General features: G+C 70.3%; 15 protein-coding genes and 1 other annotated feature. Of the genes, 1 reads left to right on the top strand and 14 read right to left on the bottom strand.

Annotated features, from left to right (window positions below; genetic code table 11):
• Positions 1-5: 5 nt before the first annotated feature.
• From EEY80_RS00505 to EEY80_RS00460, 10 genes are all read right to left on the bottom strand, one after another.
• Positions 6-779 (bottom strand): TIGR02186 family protein, encoded by a 774-nt coding sequence (locus tag EEY80_RS00505; protein ID WP_126974609.1) that lies wholly within the window; start codon positions 777-779, stop codon positions 6-8.
• Positions 776-1,696, bottom strand: a complete 921-nt coding sequence (locus EEY80_RS00500) for a sulfite exporter TauE/SafE family protein (RefSeq protein WP_126974608.1) — start codon at positions 1,694-1,696, stop codon at positions 776-778. Before EEY80_RS00500 ends, EEY80_RS00505 begins: the two co-directional genes overlap by 4 nt.
• A 102-nt stretch (positions 1,697-1,798) precedes the next feature.
• Entirely contained in the window at positions 1,799-2,620 is an 822-nt protein-coding gene (locus EEY80_RS00495) for a purine-nucleoside phosphorylase (protein WP_126974607.1), read from the bottom strand.
• A 1-nt stretch (position 2,621) separates the two neighbouring features.
• Complete coding sequence (locus EEY80_RS00490; protein WP_126975064.1) at positions 2,622-3,590, bottom strand: ABC transporter permease; 969 nt, start codon at positions 3,588-3,590, stop codon at positions 2,622-2,624.
• Entirely contained in the window at positions 3,590-4,681 is a 1,092-nt protein-coding gene (locus EEY80_RS00485) for an ABC transporter permease (RefSeq protein ID WP_126974606.1), read from the bottom strand. The genes EEY80_RS00490 and EEY80_RS00485 overlap by 1 nt, the downstream gene beginning before the upstream one ends.
• A complete protein-coding gene (locus tag EEY80_RS00480; RefSeq protein WP_126974605.1) occupies positions 4,681-6,267 on the bottom strand; it encodes an ABC transporter ATP-binding protein in 1,587 nt (528 codons plus the stop codon). The genes EEY80_RS00485 and EEY80_RS00480 overlap by 1 nt, the downstream gene beginning before the upstream one ends.
• Positions 6,268-7,263, bottom strand: coding sequence for a BMP family lipoprotein (locus EEY80_RS00475; RefSeq protein ID WP_126974604.1), 996 nt, complete (start codon positions 7,261-7,263; stop codon positions 6,268-6,270).
• Positions 7,264-7,443: 180 nt separating this feature from the next.
• Entirely contained in the window at positions 7,444-7,905 is a 462-nt protein-coding gene (rimI, locus tag EEY80_RS00470; RefSeq protein ID WP_235829665.1) for a ribosomal protein S18-alanine N-acetyltransferase, read from the bottom strand.
• Positions 7,902-8,555 carry a tRNA (adenosine(37)-N6)-threonylcarbamoyltransferase complex dimerization subunit type 1 TsaB gene (gene tsaB / locus EEY80_RS00465; RefSeq protein ID WP_126974603.1) on the bottom strand — a complete coding sequence of 218 codons (654 nt, stop codon included), beginning with the start codon at positions 8,553-8,555 and terminating at the stop codon, positions 7,902-7,904. Before tsaB ends, rimI begins: the two co-directional genes overlap by 4 nt.
• 16 nt (positions 8,556-8,571) lie before the next feature.
• Entirely contained in the window at positions 8,572-9,141 is a 570-nt protein-coding gene (locus EEY80_RS00460) for a NifU family protein (protein WP_126974602.1), read from the bottom strand.
• A gap of 253 nt (positions 9,142-9,394) precedes the next feature.
• Here EEY80_RS00460 and EEY80_RS00455 point away from each other — a divergent pair, with 253 nt between their 5' ends.
• Complete coding sequence (locus EEY80_RS00455) at positions 9,395-11,155, top strand: vanadium-dependent haloperoxidase (RefSeq protein WP_126974601.1); 1,761 nt, start codon at positions 9,395-9,397, stop codon at positions 11,153-11,155.
• A gap of 36 nt (positions 11,156-11,191) precedes the next feature.
• Here the strand turns inward: EEY80_RS00455 and EEY80_RS00450 are convergent, their stop codons facing one another.
• The 4 genes from EEY80_RS00450 to EEY80_RS00435 all read right to left on the bottom strand — a co-directional run bounded on the left by EEY80_RS00450 (position 11,192) and on the right by EEY80_RS00435 (position 15,676).
• Positions 11,192-11,647, bottom strand: coding sequence for a universal stress protein (locus tag EEY80_RS00450; protein WP_126974600.1), 456 nt, complete (start codon positions 11,645-11,647; stop codon positions 11,192-11,194).
• Positions 11,648-11,717: 70 nt separating this feature from the next.
• Positions 11,718-12,596, bottom strand: a complete 879-nt coding sequence (locus tag EEY80_RS00445) for a branched-chain amino acid aminotransferase (protein WP_126974599.1) — start codon at positions 12,594-12,596, stop codon at positions 11,718-11,720.
• 300 nt (positions 12,597-12,896) lie between these two features.
• Positions 12,897-14,384 carry a SulP family inorganic anion transporter gene (locus tag EEY80_RS00440; RefSeq protein ID WP_126974598.1) on the bottom strand — a complete coding sequence of 496 codons (1,488 nt, stop codon included), beginning with the start codon at positions 14,382-14,384 and terminating at the stop codon, positions 12,897-12,899.
• 54 nt (positions 14,385-14,438) lie between these two features.
• Positions 14,439-14,494: a sequence feature (sul1 is cis-regulatory element that is thought to sense ions involved in sulfur or methionine metabolism; They are found in Alphaproteobacteria), on the bottom strand.
• Between the two features lie 54 nt (positions 14,495-14,548).
• A complete protein-coding gene (locus tag EEY80_RS00435; protein WP_164738088.1) occupies positions 14,549-15,676 on the bottom strand; it encodes a hypothetical protein in 1,128 nt (375 codons plus the stop codon).
• Positions 15,677-15,697 lie beyond the last annotated feature (21 nt).

Genomic DNA, 15,697 nt, shown 5'->3' with positions numbered 1-15,697 from the left:
GCGCCTCAGCGCCGCAGATACCGGAACCCGGCCGAGGCCGCCCAGCCGAGCGCCACGGCGATGAACAACGACAGCAGGCCGTAGAGCGGCGGCTGTTCGCGCGACAGGGCGAATAGCCAGCGTTCCAGCCCCTCCTTGCGCACGTCGATCGCGGTTTCGTGGCTGTCGACCACCCGCCCGTCGCGGGTCAGGAAGATGCGCGTCAGATAGGTGCCTTCGGTCAGGTCGGCCGGCATGCGGAACTGCGCGCGGAACAGCGTGTCCTCGGCGATCTCTGCCCCCGCCGGCTCGTCGACGTAATGCGCCTCCTCCTCGCGGATGCGGATCAGCGCCTCGACGAAGGTCGGCGCGCCCTCGATCACCGCGCCGACCGAGCGGATCGCCCGGGGGATCGAGATCGAATAGCGCAGATCCTCGGTATCGGTCAGCGCCTCGCGCAGCGGCACGGAGGAGGCGACGGAGTAGAAGGACGGGGCGCGGTCGATCTCGACCGCGTCGGTGTTGATCCAGATGCCGGCGACGCGTTCCTTCCGGCGGACCGTGACCTGTTCGGCCGGGCCTTCCAGCGTGACGATGACCTGCAGGGGGCCGTCCGGGATCGGCGCCTCGCGCCGGACGGCGCCGAAGACCAGCACGTCCGAGCCGGAAAAGCTGGTGGTGATGGCGATGCGGGTCTGGCTCAGGCCGGCGACGATGGTCTCGCCCGCCGGTTCCTGCGCCGGCAGGGGCGGCGCCAGCAGCGCCAGCGCCAGCAGCGGGGCAAGGATGCGCCGGATCATGCGTGCCCCTCGCTCGATATGGAATACAGCTCGTCCGGCCGCAGCAGCAGCCCCGTGGCCAGCGTCGCCGCCACCCCCAGCACGATCAGCGCCAGCAGGATGCGCACCTGTTCCGCCTTCAGCCGTGCGCCCGCCTGCGCCCCGAACTGCGCGCCGATCACGCCCCCCACGATCAGCGCGAGGGCCAGCATGATGTCGACCGTGCCGTTGGTGATGGCATGCATCATCGTCGTGTAGGCGGAAACGAAGATGATCTGGAACAGCGAGGTTCCCACCACGACCTTGGTGGGCATCCCCAGCAGGTAGATCATCGCCGGCACCATGATGAAGCCGCCGCCGACGCCCATCACCGCGGCCAGCACCCCCACCAGCGCCCCCACCATCAGCGGCGGGATGACGCTGATATACAGGCCCGAGGCGCGGAACTTCATCTTCAGCGGCCAGCGATGCACCCACAGATGCTGATGCCGCTTCGGCACCTTGCCGGGCTGGCTGCGGCTGCGCAGGATCGCGCGCATCGATTCCTGGAACATGATCAGCCCGACCAGCCCGAGGAACAGCACGTAGCTCAGCTGCACGGCAAGGTCGATCTGCCCCAGCCGGGACAGCAGGTTGAACACGAAGATCCCGAGGCTCGACCCGATCAGGCCGCCGGCGAGCAGCACCCATCCCATACGGAAATCGACGGTGCGCCGGCGGATATGGCTCAGCACCGCCGAGACGGAGGAGGCCACGACCTGGTTCGCGCCCGTCGCCACCGCGACCGTGGGCGGCACGCCCAGGAAGAACAGCAGCGGCGTGATCAGGAAGCCGCCGCCGACCCCGAACATCCCCGACAGGAACCCCACGAGTCCGCCGACGCCGAGCAGGGCAAAAAGGCCGACCGAGATCTCGGCGATGGGCAGGTAGATCTGCATCGGGGGCGACAGGGTTCCAGAGAGGCGACGGGTGAGTCGTTGCTGCGACTGCACATGGACGAGCCCCGGGCCGGTGTCAAATACACGATTAATCCTATCGGCTTAGCGCGTTTGCGCCTCGCCCGCCTCCCGCAGCCAGCGCCGCAGCACCCGTTCCAGCTTGGCCGCGCCGAGGGGGGCCATCGCCTTGGTATGGTCGTGGCTGATCGCCTCGTCGGACAGGCCCGCGCCCATGTTGGTGATGACCGAAATCGCGGCGACCTTCAGCCCCAGGAACCGCGCGAGAATTACCTCCGGCACCGTCGACATGCCCACCGCATCGGCCCCCAGCCGGCGGATCGCCCGGATCTCGGCCGGCGTCTCGAAGGAGGGGCCGGAATACCAGGCATAGACGCCCTCGGCCAGCGCGATGCCCTCGGCCGCCGCGGCGGCGCGCAAGGCGGCGCGCAGGTCCGGGTCATGTGCCGCCGTCATCGGCACGAAGCGCGCATCCGTCGGCTCGCCGATCAGCGGGTTCAGGCCCGAAAAGTTGATGTGATCGGCCAGCAGCATCAGCCCGCCCGGCGGCACCTCCGGCACCAGCGACCCGGCGGCATTGGTCAGGATCAGCCGGTCGGCGCCCAGCCCCTTCAGAACCGTCAGCGGCAGGCGCATCGCATCGGCCCGGCCGCGTTCGTAGTAATGTTCGCGCCCGCCGAAGATGGCGACGCGCCGCCCCTCCATCCGGCCGATGGCCAGCGTCGCGCTGTGCCCCGAGACGCCGGCATGGGGAAAGCCCGGCAGGTCGGCATAGGGGATCGCCACGCCTTCGACCGCCGCCGCCAGATGGCCGAGGCCCGAGCCCAGCACCATCCCCACCTCCACCGGCTCCGGTCCCGCGATGTCGCGGATGCGGGCGGCCAGCGCCCCGGCGGCCTCGGTCATCTCAGCGCTCCTTCACATAGGGCTCGCCCCCGGCGCGGGGCGGGATCGCCTTGCCGATGAAGCCGGCGAGGATGAAGACGGTCAGCACATAGGGCAGGGCGTCCAGCGCCGGCACAGGCACCTTCACCCGCACGATCGCCTCGACCACGTCGGGGCGCAGCGCGATCGCCTGGAAGAAGCCGAACAGCAGGCAGGCCCACAGCGCGCCCCAGGGCCGCCACTTGGCGAAGATCAGCGCCGCAAGCGCGATATAGCCGCGGCCCGCCGTCATCTCCTTGCCGAAGCCCGCCTGCAGCGCGGTGGCCATGTAGGCGCCCGCCAGCCCCGACAGCAGGCCGGTGATCGCAACGGCGGTATAGCGCAGCCGGGTGACGGAGATGCCCGCCGTATCCACCGCGCCGGGGTTTTCGCCCACCGCCCGCAGCCGCAGGCCGAACCGGGTGCGGTACAGCACCCACCACGTCACCGGCACCGCCGCGAAGGCGAGGTAGACCAGCGCCGTATGGCCGGAAATCAGGTCGGCATAGACCGGCCCCAGCACGGGCACCGGGCGCAGCGTGTCGGCCAGGGGCAGGGTCAGCGCCTGAAACCGCGCGCCGCCGTCCAGCGCCGGGGTGCGCCCGCCCTGCCCGAACCAGGACTGCGCCATCAGCACCGTCAGGCCCGAGGCGAGGAAGTTGATCGCCACGCCGGAAATCAGCTGGTTGCCGCGGAAGGTGATCGCCGCCGCGCCGTGGATCGCGGCCAGCACCAGCGAGCCGCCGATCCCGGCAAGGCAGCCCAGCCAGACCGAGCCGGTGACGAAGGCCGCCGCGCCCGACAGCATCGCCGCCATCAGCATCTTGCCTTCCAGCCCGATGTCGAAGACGCCGGCGCGTTCCGAATACAGCCCGGCGAGGCAGGCCAGCAGCAGCGGCACCCCCAGCCGGACGGTGGAATCGAGGATCTGCAGCAGCGTTCCGAAATCCATCACGCGGCCCTCCTTGCGAACAGGGCGAAGACCCGTTCCACCCCCATGCGCATCATCGTGTCGAGCGCGCCGGTGAACAGGATCACCAGCGCCTGCACCACGGTGCGCAGTTCCAGCGGGATCGTCGTCCACAGGCCCAGTTCCGCCCCGCCCTGATAGAGGAACCCGAACAGCAGCGCCGCGAACATCACGCCCACCGGATGGTTGCGGCCCATCAGCGCCACGGCGATGCCGATGAAGCCCGCACCTTCGACCGAATTCAGGACCAGCCGTTCCGCCTCGCCCATCACGTTGTTGACCGCCATCAGCCCGGACAGCCCGCCCGAAATCAGCATGGCGATCATGGTGATGCGGACGGGCGAGATGCCGGCATAGACGGCTGCGGGTTCCGACTTGCCGAAGGCCCGGATCTCGTATCCCAGCCGGCTGCGGAACAGGAGCAGCCAGACCAGACCGACGCAGGCGAGCGCGAGGAACAGCGTGATGTTGGCCGGGGTGTTGCGGTCGAAGATGCCGCCGAGGCCCGGAATGTCATGCAGCGTCGGCAGGCCCGCCCCTTCGGGGAAACGGGCGGTGGCGGGGTCCATGCTGCCCGGCGGGCGCAGGACGTTGACCAGCAGATAGACCAGCACCGAGGCGGCGATGAAGTTGAACATGATCGTGGTGATCACGATATGGCTGCCGCGCTTTGCCTGCAGCCAAGCCGGGATCGCCGCCCATGCCGCGCCGAAGACCGCGCCGCCCAGCATCGCGGCGGGCAGGGCCAGCGCCCAGTGCGGCCAGTCCACCGCAAGGCAGACCAGCGCCACGCCGAGCCCGCCCAGCATCGCCTGCCCCTCGCCGCCGATGTTGAACAGGCTCGCGCGGAAGGCCACGGCCACGGCCAGCCCGGTGAACATGAAGTTGGTGGCGTAATAGAGCGTGTAGCCCCAGCCATAGGCCGACCCGAGCGCGCCGGTGACCATGACCTGCAGCGCCTCGACCGGGTTGCCGCCGATGCCGAGGATCACCAGCGCCGAGATCAGGAAGGCCGCCAGCAGGCTGAGGATCGGGACCAGAACCACATCGGCCCAGACGGGAAGTCTCTGCATCACTCCGCCACCCCGGCCATCAGAAGCCCAAGTTCGCGCTCGTCGGTCCGGTCGGGCAGCCGTTCGCCCATGATCCGCCCGTCGAACATCACCGCGATCCGGTCGGACAGTGACAGGATCTCGTCCAGTTCGACGCTGACCAGCAGCACCGCCTTGCCCGCATCGCGCAGTTCCACGATCCGCTTGTGGATGAACTCGATCGCGCCGATATCGACCCCGCGCGTCGGCTGGCCGACCAGCAGCAGGTCGGGATTGCGCTCGATTTCCCGCGCCAGCACGATCTTCTGCTGGTTGCCGCCGGAAAAGCTCTTCGCGGCCAGCGTCGGGATCGGCGGGCGCACGTCGAAGCGTTCCATCTTGCCCGCCGTGTCACGGATCAGGGCGGCATTGTCCATCAGCAGCGCGTTCGCCTGATATTCCGGCGCGTGGTGATAGCCGAAGGCCACATTCTCCCACGCCGCGAAGTCGAGGATCAGGCCGAGGTGATGCCGGTCCTCGGGCACATGCGCGATGCCCGCCGCGCGGCGCGACTGCGCCAGCCGGTCGCCGGACAGGTCCAGCGGATGCCCGTTCAGCGTGACGCGGCCGGTGGCCTTCTCGAACCCGCCCAGCACCTTCAGCAATTCGGACTGGCCGTTGCCCGCCACCCCGGCGATCCCCAGGATCTCGCCCGCCCGGATCTCCAGGTCGATGCCCTTCAGACGCTCGACGCCATCGGCGTCCGTGACGCGCAGATCCTCGACCTTCAGCACGGTCGCGCCCGGGGTCGCCGGCGCCTTCGGCACATGCAGCAGCACCTTGCGCCCGACCATCAGCTCGGCCAGTTCCTCGGGGCTGCTGCCGGCGGTTTCGACCGTCGCCGTCATCTCGCCCCGCCGCATCACGCTGACGGTGTCGGTGATCTCCATGATCTCGCGCAGCTTGTGGGTGATCAGGATCACGGTCTTTCCCTGCGCCTTCAGCCCGCGCAGGATGCGGAACAGGTGATCCGCCTCGGACGGGGTCAGCACCCCCGTCGGCTCGTCGAGGATCAGGATGTCGGCCTGCCGGTACAGCGCCTTGAGGATTTCCACCCGCTGCTGGTGGCCCACCGACAGATCCTCGACCACCGCATCGGGATCGACGTCCAGTTCATATTCCTGTGCGAGGTCCCGCAGGCTGGCCCGCGCCTTGGCCAGCGAGGGGCGCAGCAGCGCGCCTTCCTCGGCCCCCAGCACGACGTTTTCCAGAACGGTGAAGTTCGGCACCAGCTTGAAATGCTGGAACACCATGCCGATGCCCGCGCGGATCGCGGCCTGGCTGTCGGGGATGGCGACGGGCCGGCCGCCGATCCGCACCTCGCCCGCGTCGGCCCTGTAGAAGCCGTAGAGGATCGACATCAGCGTGGACTTGCCCGCGCCATTCTCGCCGATGATGCCGTGGATGGTGCCGGGCATCACCCGCATGCTGATGTCGCGGTTGGCCTGCACCGGCCCGAAGGCCTTGGAGATGCCCACAAGTTCGATGGCCGGCGCGATCGCCGCGCCGGCCCCCGTATCGGTCCCGGGCGCGGCGGTCTGCCGCCCCGACTGCGCGCCGGCCACCATTCAGAACGAAAGGGCGGGGCAGGTTTCGTCCGACATGTAGTCGTGCACGGTGATCTCGCCCGAGGCGATCTTCGCCGCCGCCTCGTCCACCGCCGCCTTCATCTCGTCGGTGACGAGGCTCGCGTTGTTCTCGTCCAGCGCATAGCCCACGCCTTCGGAGCCGAGGTCCATGACCGCGATCCCGGGTTCCAGATCCTCGCCGGCCATGAAGGCGTCATAGACGGCATTGTCCACCCGCTTCAGCATCGAGGTCAGCACCTTGCCCGGATGCAGGTGGTTCTGGTTGCTGTCCACGCCGATCGACAGGACATCCTCGTCGGCGGCGGCCTGCAGCACGCCGATGCCGGTGCCGCCCGCCGCGGCATAGATCACGTCCGCGCCCTGGCTGATCTGGCCCTTGGCCAGTTCGCCGCCCTTGACCGGGTCGTTCCACGCGGCCGGCGTCGTGCCGGTCATGTTCGACAGCACGGTCGCGTCGGGGTTCGCGGCCTTCACGCCCTGCGCATAGCCGCAGGCGAACTTGCGGATCAGCGGGATGTCCATGCCGCCGATGAAGCCGACAGTGCCCGACTCCGACGCCATCGCCGCCATCATGCCGACCAGGTAGGACCCCTGTTCCTCGGTGAAGACCACCGATTTCACGTTGGGCTGTTCCACCACCATGTCGATGATCGCGAACTTGGTGTCGGGATAGTCGGGGGCGACGCTGTTCAGCACGTCGCCGAAGGCAAAGCCGGTCATCACGATCGGGTTCGATCCGGATTCAGCCAGACGCCGCAGCGCCTGTTCGCGCTGCGCCTCGGACTGCATCTCCAGCTCGCGATAGCTGCCGCCGGTTTCCGCCTTCCAGCGTTCCGCCCCGGCGAAGGCCGCCTCGTTGAACGACTTGTCGAACTTGCCGCCGAGATCGAAGATCAGCGCCGGATCGGCGAAGGTCGCGCCGGCCGACAGGGCCAGCGTCGCGGCCGCGCCGAGGAAGTATCTGGAAAGGCTCATGCATGTCTCCCGGTTGTGGCGGACGCGCCTCGCGGTGCTGCGGTGCGTCCGGGGTCTCGTTGGCGGAACCTGACCGGGATTAGGGCGCGAAGGCCGCAAGGGGTCAATAGCGATTGTGGGCCTCCCGCCCGCCTCGCGCCCCTGTGTGCTGCCCTCCGGCGGCAGCGGCGGCGGACGGGCTCAACCCGCCGCGCCGTCGATCTGCCGCGTCATCACCAGCGCGTCGACCCGGCCGCCGTCGGGCGCTGCGTAATAGCCGCGCCGCCGCCCCGCCTCGGCGAAGCCTGCGCGCAGGTACAGCGCCTGCGCTGCCTCGTTGTCCACCGCCACCTCGAGAAAGGCGCGCTCGGCCCGCCGGGCGGCGCCGTCGCGCAGGAAGCCCGCCACCAGCTGCCCGCCGATTCCCTGCCGCCGCGCCTCGGGGGCCACGGCCAGCGTCAGCAGTTCCGCCTCGCCCGCCAGTGCCCTGCCGATCAGGAAGCCCGCCGCCGCCTCGACCAGAAAGGCGCCCGGACCGGCCAGGGTTTCCGCGATCTCCGTCGCCGTCCAGGGGCGGGGGATGGTGAAAGCGGCCGCGTGCAGGCGCGCCAGCCGGTCGGGATCGCCGGGGCGAAACCCTGCCGGGGCGGGTGCGGGGGTCACGGCAGGATCCGCGGCGGCGGGTCGGCGGCCGGTGCGGCATCGGCCATCCGCAGGTACAGCGGCGCGGGGCGGGGCACCGCACCCTGCCCGATCCGCCGCGCCGCGATCCGCGCCATCGCTTCGGCCAGCGGCAGGGCCGGGGGCAGCAGCCGCAGGTCCGGCCGCACCGCCAGCAGCAGCCCCGCCGCGCCGCCCGTCACCGCCATCCCCGCCGGCAGGGTCTGTGCCAGCTCCGCCAGCGGCAGCATCCGCGGTTCCGCCGGGCCGGTGCCGAAGCCCTGGGCATAAAGCTCCTCGCGCCGGGCATCCTCGAGGGCGACCAGCGGCCCGGGCAGGCCCTCGGCCAGCGCCTCCAGCGTGCCGATGCCTGCCGCCGGAATGCCGAGCGCCAGTGCCAGCCCGCGCGCCGCCGCGACGGCGATGCGGATGCCGGTGAAATTGCCGGGACCGATGCCGACGCCGATCCCCGACAGGTCGCGCCAGCCGATCCCCGCCGCCGCCAGCGTCTCGGCCAGAAGCGGCATCAGCCGTTCCGCCTGTCCCTTCGCCATCTCCTCGCGCCGCGCCTCGACGGGGCGGTCGCCGCACAGCAAAGCGGCCGCGCAATGCGCGGCCGATGTGTCGAAGGCCAGGACGTATCTGTCGGGCATGCGGAACGGGCGACCGTCAGGCGGCCACCGGCCGCACCTCGATCACCTCGGGGATGTAATGGCGCAGCAGGTTCTCGATCCCCATTTTCAGCGTCAGGGTCGAGGAGGGGCAGCCCGCGCAGGCGCCTTGCATGTGCAGGTAGACCACGCCGCGGTCGAAGCCGTGGAAGGTGATGTCCCCGCCATCCTGCGCCACCGCGGGCCGGACGCGGGTATCGAGAAGGTCCTTGATCTGCTTGACGATCTCGCCGTCCGGGCCGTCATGCGCCGCATGACCGCCGGCGGCCGCCGCCGCGCCCGCGCCCTCCATCACCGGGGCGCCCGACTGGAAATGTTCCATGATCGCGCCGAGGATCGCGGGCTTCACATGTTCCCATGCCACCGCGTCGGTCTTGGTGACGGTGACGAAATCGGTGCCGAAGAACACACCCGCCACGCCGCTGACCGCGAAGATGCGCCGCGCGAGGGGCGAGGCTTCCGCCGTGTCGGCCGAGGGGAAATCGGCGGTGCCCATCTCCAGCACCGATTGCCCGGGCAGGAATTTCAGCGTCGCGGGGTTGGGCGTGGACTCGGTCTGGATGAACATGGCGGCCTCCGGGGTGAGGCCATGGATATGCGGGCCGGACCCCCCGCTGTCAAGGCGCGGGGCATGCGGCCCGCGCGGACAGGGGGCGCGAAGGGCGCGACGGGCGGGGTTCAGTATACATCCTGTGGTTGAGAATCGGTGACGCAGGGGCAGGCATCGGCTAGGGTGCCCGGCACGGCGATTTCACGCCGCTGACGACCGCCTTTCCTGAAGTCTTTTCATTTCCTGTCGCTTTTCTGCGGAGTTTCCCCAAATGCTCGTGCTTCCGAAGGTTTCGGAGCCGGATGGCCTGAACGCCATCCCGGTTCTCTACTGGAATCATGCCGGTCTCGAACTGAACCGGATCACCCATTCGCTCGGCGGGCCGCAAACCGGCCCGACGATGAGTTCCCGCGCGCTGGGGCTGCTGCATCTGGCGATGCATGACGCCTTCTTCATCGTGCTGGGCAAGCCTGCCGCCTCGGACCCCGATCCCTGGCTGCGGCCGGCGGACTGGCCGCGGCCGGCCGATGTGGGCCTGCCCGCGCCGGTGCCGGCGGCGTTGAGGACGCTGGCCAATGCCAATATCGCCCTGACCGGTGCGGCGGTGACCGTGCTCGACCATCTCTATGGCGGGGGCGGTGCGGGCATCTCGGTGCTGGCGCGCGACACGCTGACCAGCGCCCTGTCGCGGCTGATCGCCGATCATGCCCCGCATATCGACACGCTGCTGCCCGCCTATCGCTATGGCGTGGCGGTGGCCCGCGTGATCCTCGGCAAGCTGGCGGTCGCGCCGGGCGAGATCGGCGCCGATGCGGGGCGGTACGAGCCGCGGTCCGGCCCCTTCTACTTCCGCGACGAGCCGCTGAACCCGGTGCGGCTGGCGCCGGTCGATCCCGATGACCCGGCCCGCGGGCAGCGGGCGCGCCGGATCTATCACGGGCCCTATTACGGGCAGACGGTGCGCGACTTCGCCGTCACCGATCCCGACGGGCACCGGATTGCCGACTGGCCGAAGGGCGCGGCCTATGACGCGGCGGTGGCCGAGGTGGTCGCCGTCGGCGGTGCCGCGGGCCGGGCGACGACGACGCGGACGCCCGACCAGACGGTGGCCGCGCTCTACTGGGCCTATGACGGCGCCAACCTGATCGGCACGCCGCCTCGGCTTTACAACCAGATCCTGCGGGTAATCGCCTGGGACAAGGCGGCGGGCATGGCCGCGATGGACCAGCATATCGAACTGGTCCGCGTCTTCGCGCTGGCCAATGTCGCGATGGCCGATGCCGGCAAATACGCCTGGCGCGAGAAATACCGCTTTGAACTGTGGCGGCCGCTGTCGGGCGTGCGCGAACATCACACCATCGGCGAACCGGCGGCGGGCCATGCCGCCATGCCGGCGATGGCCGACCCGTTCTGGCTGCCGCTCGGCGCGCCCGAGACCAATACCAACAAGCTGTCCTTCAAGCCGCCGTTCCCGGCCTATCCCTCGGGTCACGCGACCTTCGGCGCGGCCTGCTTTCACATCGCGCGGCTCTACTATCGCGACAAGGGCAAGGCCAGCTTTGCGGGCGAGGTGGACGACATCGCCTTCAGCTTCGTGTCCGAGGAACTGAACGGCATCTCGCGCGACCTGCACCAGCCGCATGATCCGGGCCAGCCGCTGGAGGATCAGCCGGGACTGGTGCGCACCTTGGTCAACCGCCACTTCCCGTCCTTGTGGCAGGCGATCTACGAGAACGCGATCAGCCGCATCTATCTGGGCGTGCACTGGTCCTTCGATGCCTTCGCACCGGCGGATGTGGCCCCGGGCGCGGGCGCGCCGCCCGCGGCCTACAGCAATGTCTGGACGGCGCCGCGGCCGGCGGGCGTCACCGATGCCGACCTGCCCATCGGCGGGGTGCCGCTGGGGCTCGGCATCGCGAACGACATCTACGGATCGGGGATGCAGGACCCGGACCAAGGCGGGGTGGCGGCCAACCTCGTCGACCGCCTGCAGGCGCGGGGGGTGAAGATCAGCAACACCCAGATCCGCTGACACCGGGCGCGGCCGGGGGCGCACCCCCGGCCGGCCTCAGGTAATCGATTCCAGCCGTTCCTTGGACAGGTCGCCCGGGACGATGGTCATCGGGCAGGGCAGGCTGCCCGCCTGCCGTGTCATCTGGCTGACCAGCGGGCCGGGCCCGGACTTGTCGGTGCCCGCGCCCAGCACGAGGATGCCGATCTCCGGATCCTCGCGGATCGCCTCGAGTATCTGCGTGGCGGGGTCGCCCTCGCGGATGCGCAGTTCGGGATTCACCCCCTGCCGGTCGCGCATCCACTTCGCGAAGACCTCGAAATGCGCCTCGATCCGCTCGCGGGCCTCGGCGCGCATGATCTCGGCCACGCCCATCCAGGGCTGGTTCTCGTCGGGCGGGATGACGCTCAGCACGATCACGCCGCCGCCGGAATGGGCGGCACGCATGGCGGCGAACCGCATCGCGTTCAGGCATTCACGGGTATCGTCGAGGATGACGAGGAACTTGCGCATGATCTTTCCCCCAAGGCGCGCCATCATGGCCGAAGGCGGGCGCGGCGCGCAAGAGCGGGCGGCGGGACGCTCAGGCCGCCGCCGCAACCCCGGTCGAGGCCGCCCAGTCCCAGTAAAGCGCCCGCGCCCGTTTCGTCACCGGCCCGTGCGCATAGCTGCGGTCGTCGAAGGCGGTGACCGGCGTCACCTTGGCGAAGTTGCCCGACAGGAACACCTCGTCCGCAGCGCGCACATCGTCCAGCGTCAGGACGGTTTCGTGCACCGTCACGCCGTCGGCGCGCAAGTTGGCGATGTGCCGCGCCCGCGTGATGCCCGACAGGAAGGTGCCGTTGGCGATGGGGGTGAAGACCTCGCCATCCTTCACGATGAAGACGTTGGCCGTGGCGCTTTCCGCCACGTTGCCGGCCGCGTCCTGCACCAGCGCATTGCCGAAGCCCTTGCGCTGCGCCTCGACCAGCATCCGCGCGTTGTTCGGGTACAGGCAGCCGGCCTTGGCGTTGCAGACATTGTCTGCCAGCACCGGGCGGCGGAACTGGGTGGTGGTCAGCGTCGTCGTCGCCTCGGCCGGGGGCATCGGCACCTCTTCGAGGCTGATCGCGAAGCCCGTCTCCTCGGGCGAGGGCGTGATGCCGAGCGCGCTGCCATGGATCGCCCAGTACATCGGCCGGATATAGACGGCCTGACCGCGGCCATAGGCGCGCAGACCCTCGCGCACGATCTCGACCATCTCGGCCGGATCGACCGTCGGGCGGATCATCAGCGCCTCGGCCGAGCGGTTCAGGCGGGCGCAGTGGCGGTCGAGATCGGGGGTCAGCCCGTCGAACAGCCGGGCGCCGTCGAAAACATTGGAACCCTGCCAGATGCCGTGATCGGCCGCGCGCATCACCATCGCATCGCCATCGTGCCAGCGACCGTCGAACCAGGTGCGGATATTCGTGCCGAAGGACATCTCGTTTCCTTTCCGGATCCCGTCCCGGCGCGCGCAGGCGCCGCATGGACCATGCCTGCGCCGGACCTAGCATGTCGACACGGGGCTGGTCCAGCCGGGGCGGCAGGCGGCGGGAAGGCCTCCGGGCGGGGAAGCCCGGAGGCCGGGTGCCGGTTGACCGGGACCGAGGCGGGGGTGCAGCGTCGGGGTGACTTCGCGGTCCGGTCGGATGGCTGCGGGCCGGCGGGGAATCGGCGCGCAGGCCCAACGCTAGGGGCGGTTTGATTCCGTTTTGCGACCCTTTTGCAAAACTGGCCCGGTTCAGTGGGCGGGCAGTCCTGCCTCCGCCCCCGGCTTGTCGTGGCGGGCGAGGCGGGTCACCAGACCCTCGGACGCGCGGTTCAGCCCGACCAGCCGCGCCTCCACCCCGTTGCGCCGCAGCTTCAGCACCGCCGAATCGAGCGCGGCGACCGAGGAGATGTCCCAGATATGGGCGCGGCTGACATCCAGCACCACCCGGGCCACCCGGTCGCGCGTGTCGATGGCGGCGAGGAAATCCTCGACCGTGCCGAAGAAGAGTTGCCCCTCGACCGCATAGACCCGTTCCTGCCCGTCCTCGGACAGGGTGGAGGTCACGGCAAAGCTGTGGGTGATCTTCCAGGCGAAGAAGATGCCCGACATCAGCACCCCGGTCAGCACGCCGAGCGCGAGGTTGTGCGTGGCCACCACCACCGCGACCGTCGCCAGCATCACCGCCGAGGAGGGCAGGGGATGTTCGCGCAACTGCCGCAGCGAGGACCAGCGGAAGGTGCCGACCGAGACCATGATCATGATCGCCACCAGCGCGGGCATGGGGATCATCCCGACCCAGTCGCCGAGGAAGACGCAGAAGACCAGCAGCATCACCCCGGCGAAGGCGCAGGACAGCCGGCCCCGACCGCCCGAGGTGACGTTGATGATCGACTGGCCGATCATCGCGCAGCCCGCCATCCCGCCGATGAAGCCGGTGCAGGCATTGGCAATGCCTTGTCCGATGCATTCCTGATTGCGGTTCGACGGCGTGTCGGTCAGGTCGTCGACGATGACCTGGGTCATTAGGCTTTCCAGCAGCCCCACCGCCGCCACGGCGACCGAATAGGGCAGGATGATGCGCAGCGTGTCGAGCGTGACGGGCACGTCCGGGACGAGGAAGCGGGGCAGCGCATCGGGCAGCGCGCCCATATCGGCCACCGTCCGCACCTCCCAGCCGAAGGCCAGCGTCGCCGCGGTCAGCAGCAGGATCGCCACCAGCGGCGACGGGATGGTGCGGGTCAGGCGCGGGAACAGGTAGATCACCGCCAGCGCCGCCGCGACCAGCGGATAGGTCAGCCACGGCACCCGCGCGGGGTCGAGCTCCGGCTGCTGCGCGAGGAAGATCAGGATCGCCAGCGCGTTGACGAAGCCCGTCATCACCGAGCGCGAGACGAAGCGCATCACGAACCCCAGCCGCAGGAAGCCCGCGCCGATCTGGATCAGCCCCGCCAGCACCGTCGCGGCCAGCAGATAGTCCAGCCCGTGATCGCGCACGAGGCTGCCCATCAAGACCGCGGTGGCGGCGGTCGCGGCCGAGATCATGCCGGGCCGCCCGCCGGCGATGGCGGTGATCAGCGCGATCGAGAAGGAGGCATAAAGCCCGACCTTCGGGTCCACGCCCGCAATGATGGAAAAGGCGATGGCCTCGGGGATCAGGGCCAGCGCCACGACGAGCCCCGACAGGAGGTCGCCACGGATGTTCGAGGTCCATTGCCGGACATAGGTCTGTGTGTGCATGGGTCCGAAATCAGGCCGGAACGGCGCGGTGGGCGCGGAACGCGGTATGCTGTCGGTTGTCCGGCGGATCGGCGGCCGGAAGAGCCAGCCGGAATCGCACCGGCTCCTGCTTGCTGGGGCGGTCATAGGGCAGGAATGCTGCAGGTGCAACATGGCCGTCGCGGTCACAGCCGCCGCGCCAGCCGCCCCAGCCCGCGCAGCACCGCGTTCGACAGCATCGACCCGGCGAGGCTCGCCGCCGACAGCATCAGCCCGACCAGCCCCGCCACCAGTTCCAGCGCGAGGTTCGACAGCCGCACCGTCGCCCGCAGGAAGCGCGACTTGCCCAGCACCTCCATCCGGCCCACGGCGCGGGGGCCCAGCACCTCGGTCGCATTGGCGATGCGCCGGGCATCGGCGGCGTCGTCCACATGGCGCAGCAGGTGCAGCGCGGTGGCGGTATCTGTTCGCGCGGCGATGCGGCCGGTATCGGCGACGATGGCGGCCAGGGGGGCCAGCCGCTCGCCGCGGATCGCGGCGCGCAGGGCATCGGTGCTGCGGGCGGCGGGCAGGGCGGCCCAGTCCACGCCCTCGCGGGCGGCGCCGCGCAGCGTCGCGCGCAGCGGCGCCGACATCAGGTCCATCCGGTGCGCCAGCCGCGCCACCCCCGCCGCCGCGTCCAGCGTCAGGCTGGTGCCGCCGGTGGCCACCACCAGCCCCGTCGCCCCCAGCCCGACCAGCCCGAGCGCGAGGTTGATCTCGTCCACCTCGCCGCCCGTGGCATAGGCGAAGCCCTCGTTGGCCACCGCCGCCACGTCGCCCGCGGGGGTGACGATCATCGGCGCCTGGCAGATCAGCGTCGCCGACAGCGTGCAGTCCGCCGGATCATAGGCGCAGGCCGCGCAGTCGCGGGCGCGGGCGAGGAAGCCGGAATCCGCGGCCCATGCCGCGGCGATGTCCCCGGTCAGGTCCGGCGGCAGGGGGATGCCGCGCTCCGCGGCCACCTCCTCGACCGCGCGGATGGCGATCCAGTTGCGGTCCTCCTCGGCCAGCAGGTCCGCCAGCCGCGCCGCGATCCGCCCGGGCGTCGCGTCGCGCGCCATCGCCCGGTCCATCGCCGCCGCGATCCCCTCCGCGCCGCGATCCACGAAGGGCGAGATGCCGGGGCTGCGGGCGATGGTGGCGAGGCTTTGCAGCGACACCGCCAGCGAGACCAGCAGCACCAGCAGCACCAGCCGCCGCACCGCCAGCCGCAGGCCGAGGCGCAGGAGCGAGGGTCCGGCGCGGCGAGGGGTGGGTTCCGGCGGCGCCACCCGCAGGCTGGCCGACAGGAC

It is taken from the genome of Frigidibacter oleivorans, assembly GCF_003993775.1.
GTDB classification, from domain to species: domain Bacteria; phylum Pseudomonadota; class Alphaproteobacteria; order Rhodobacterales; family Rhodobacteraceae; genus Frigidibacter; species Frigidibacter oleivorans.
The sequence above is the reverse complement of the archived record's forward strand: the minus strand, read 5'-3'. Positions and strand labels throughout refer to the sequence as shown.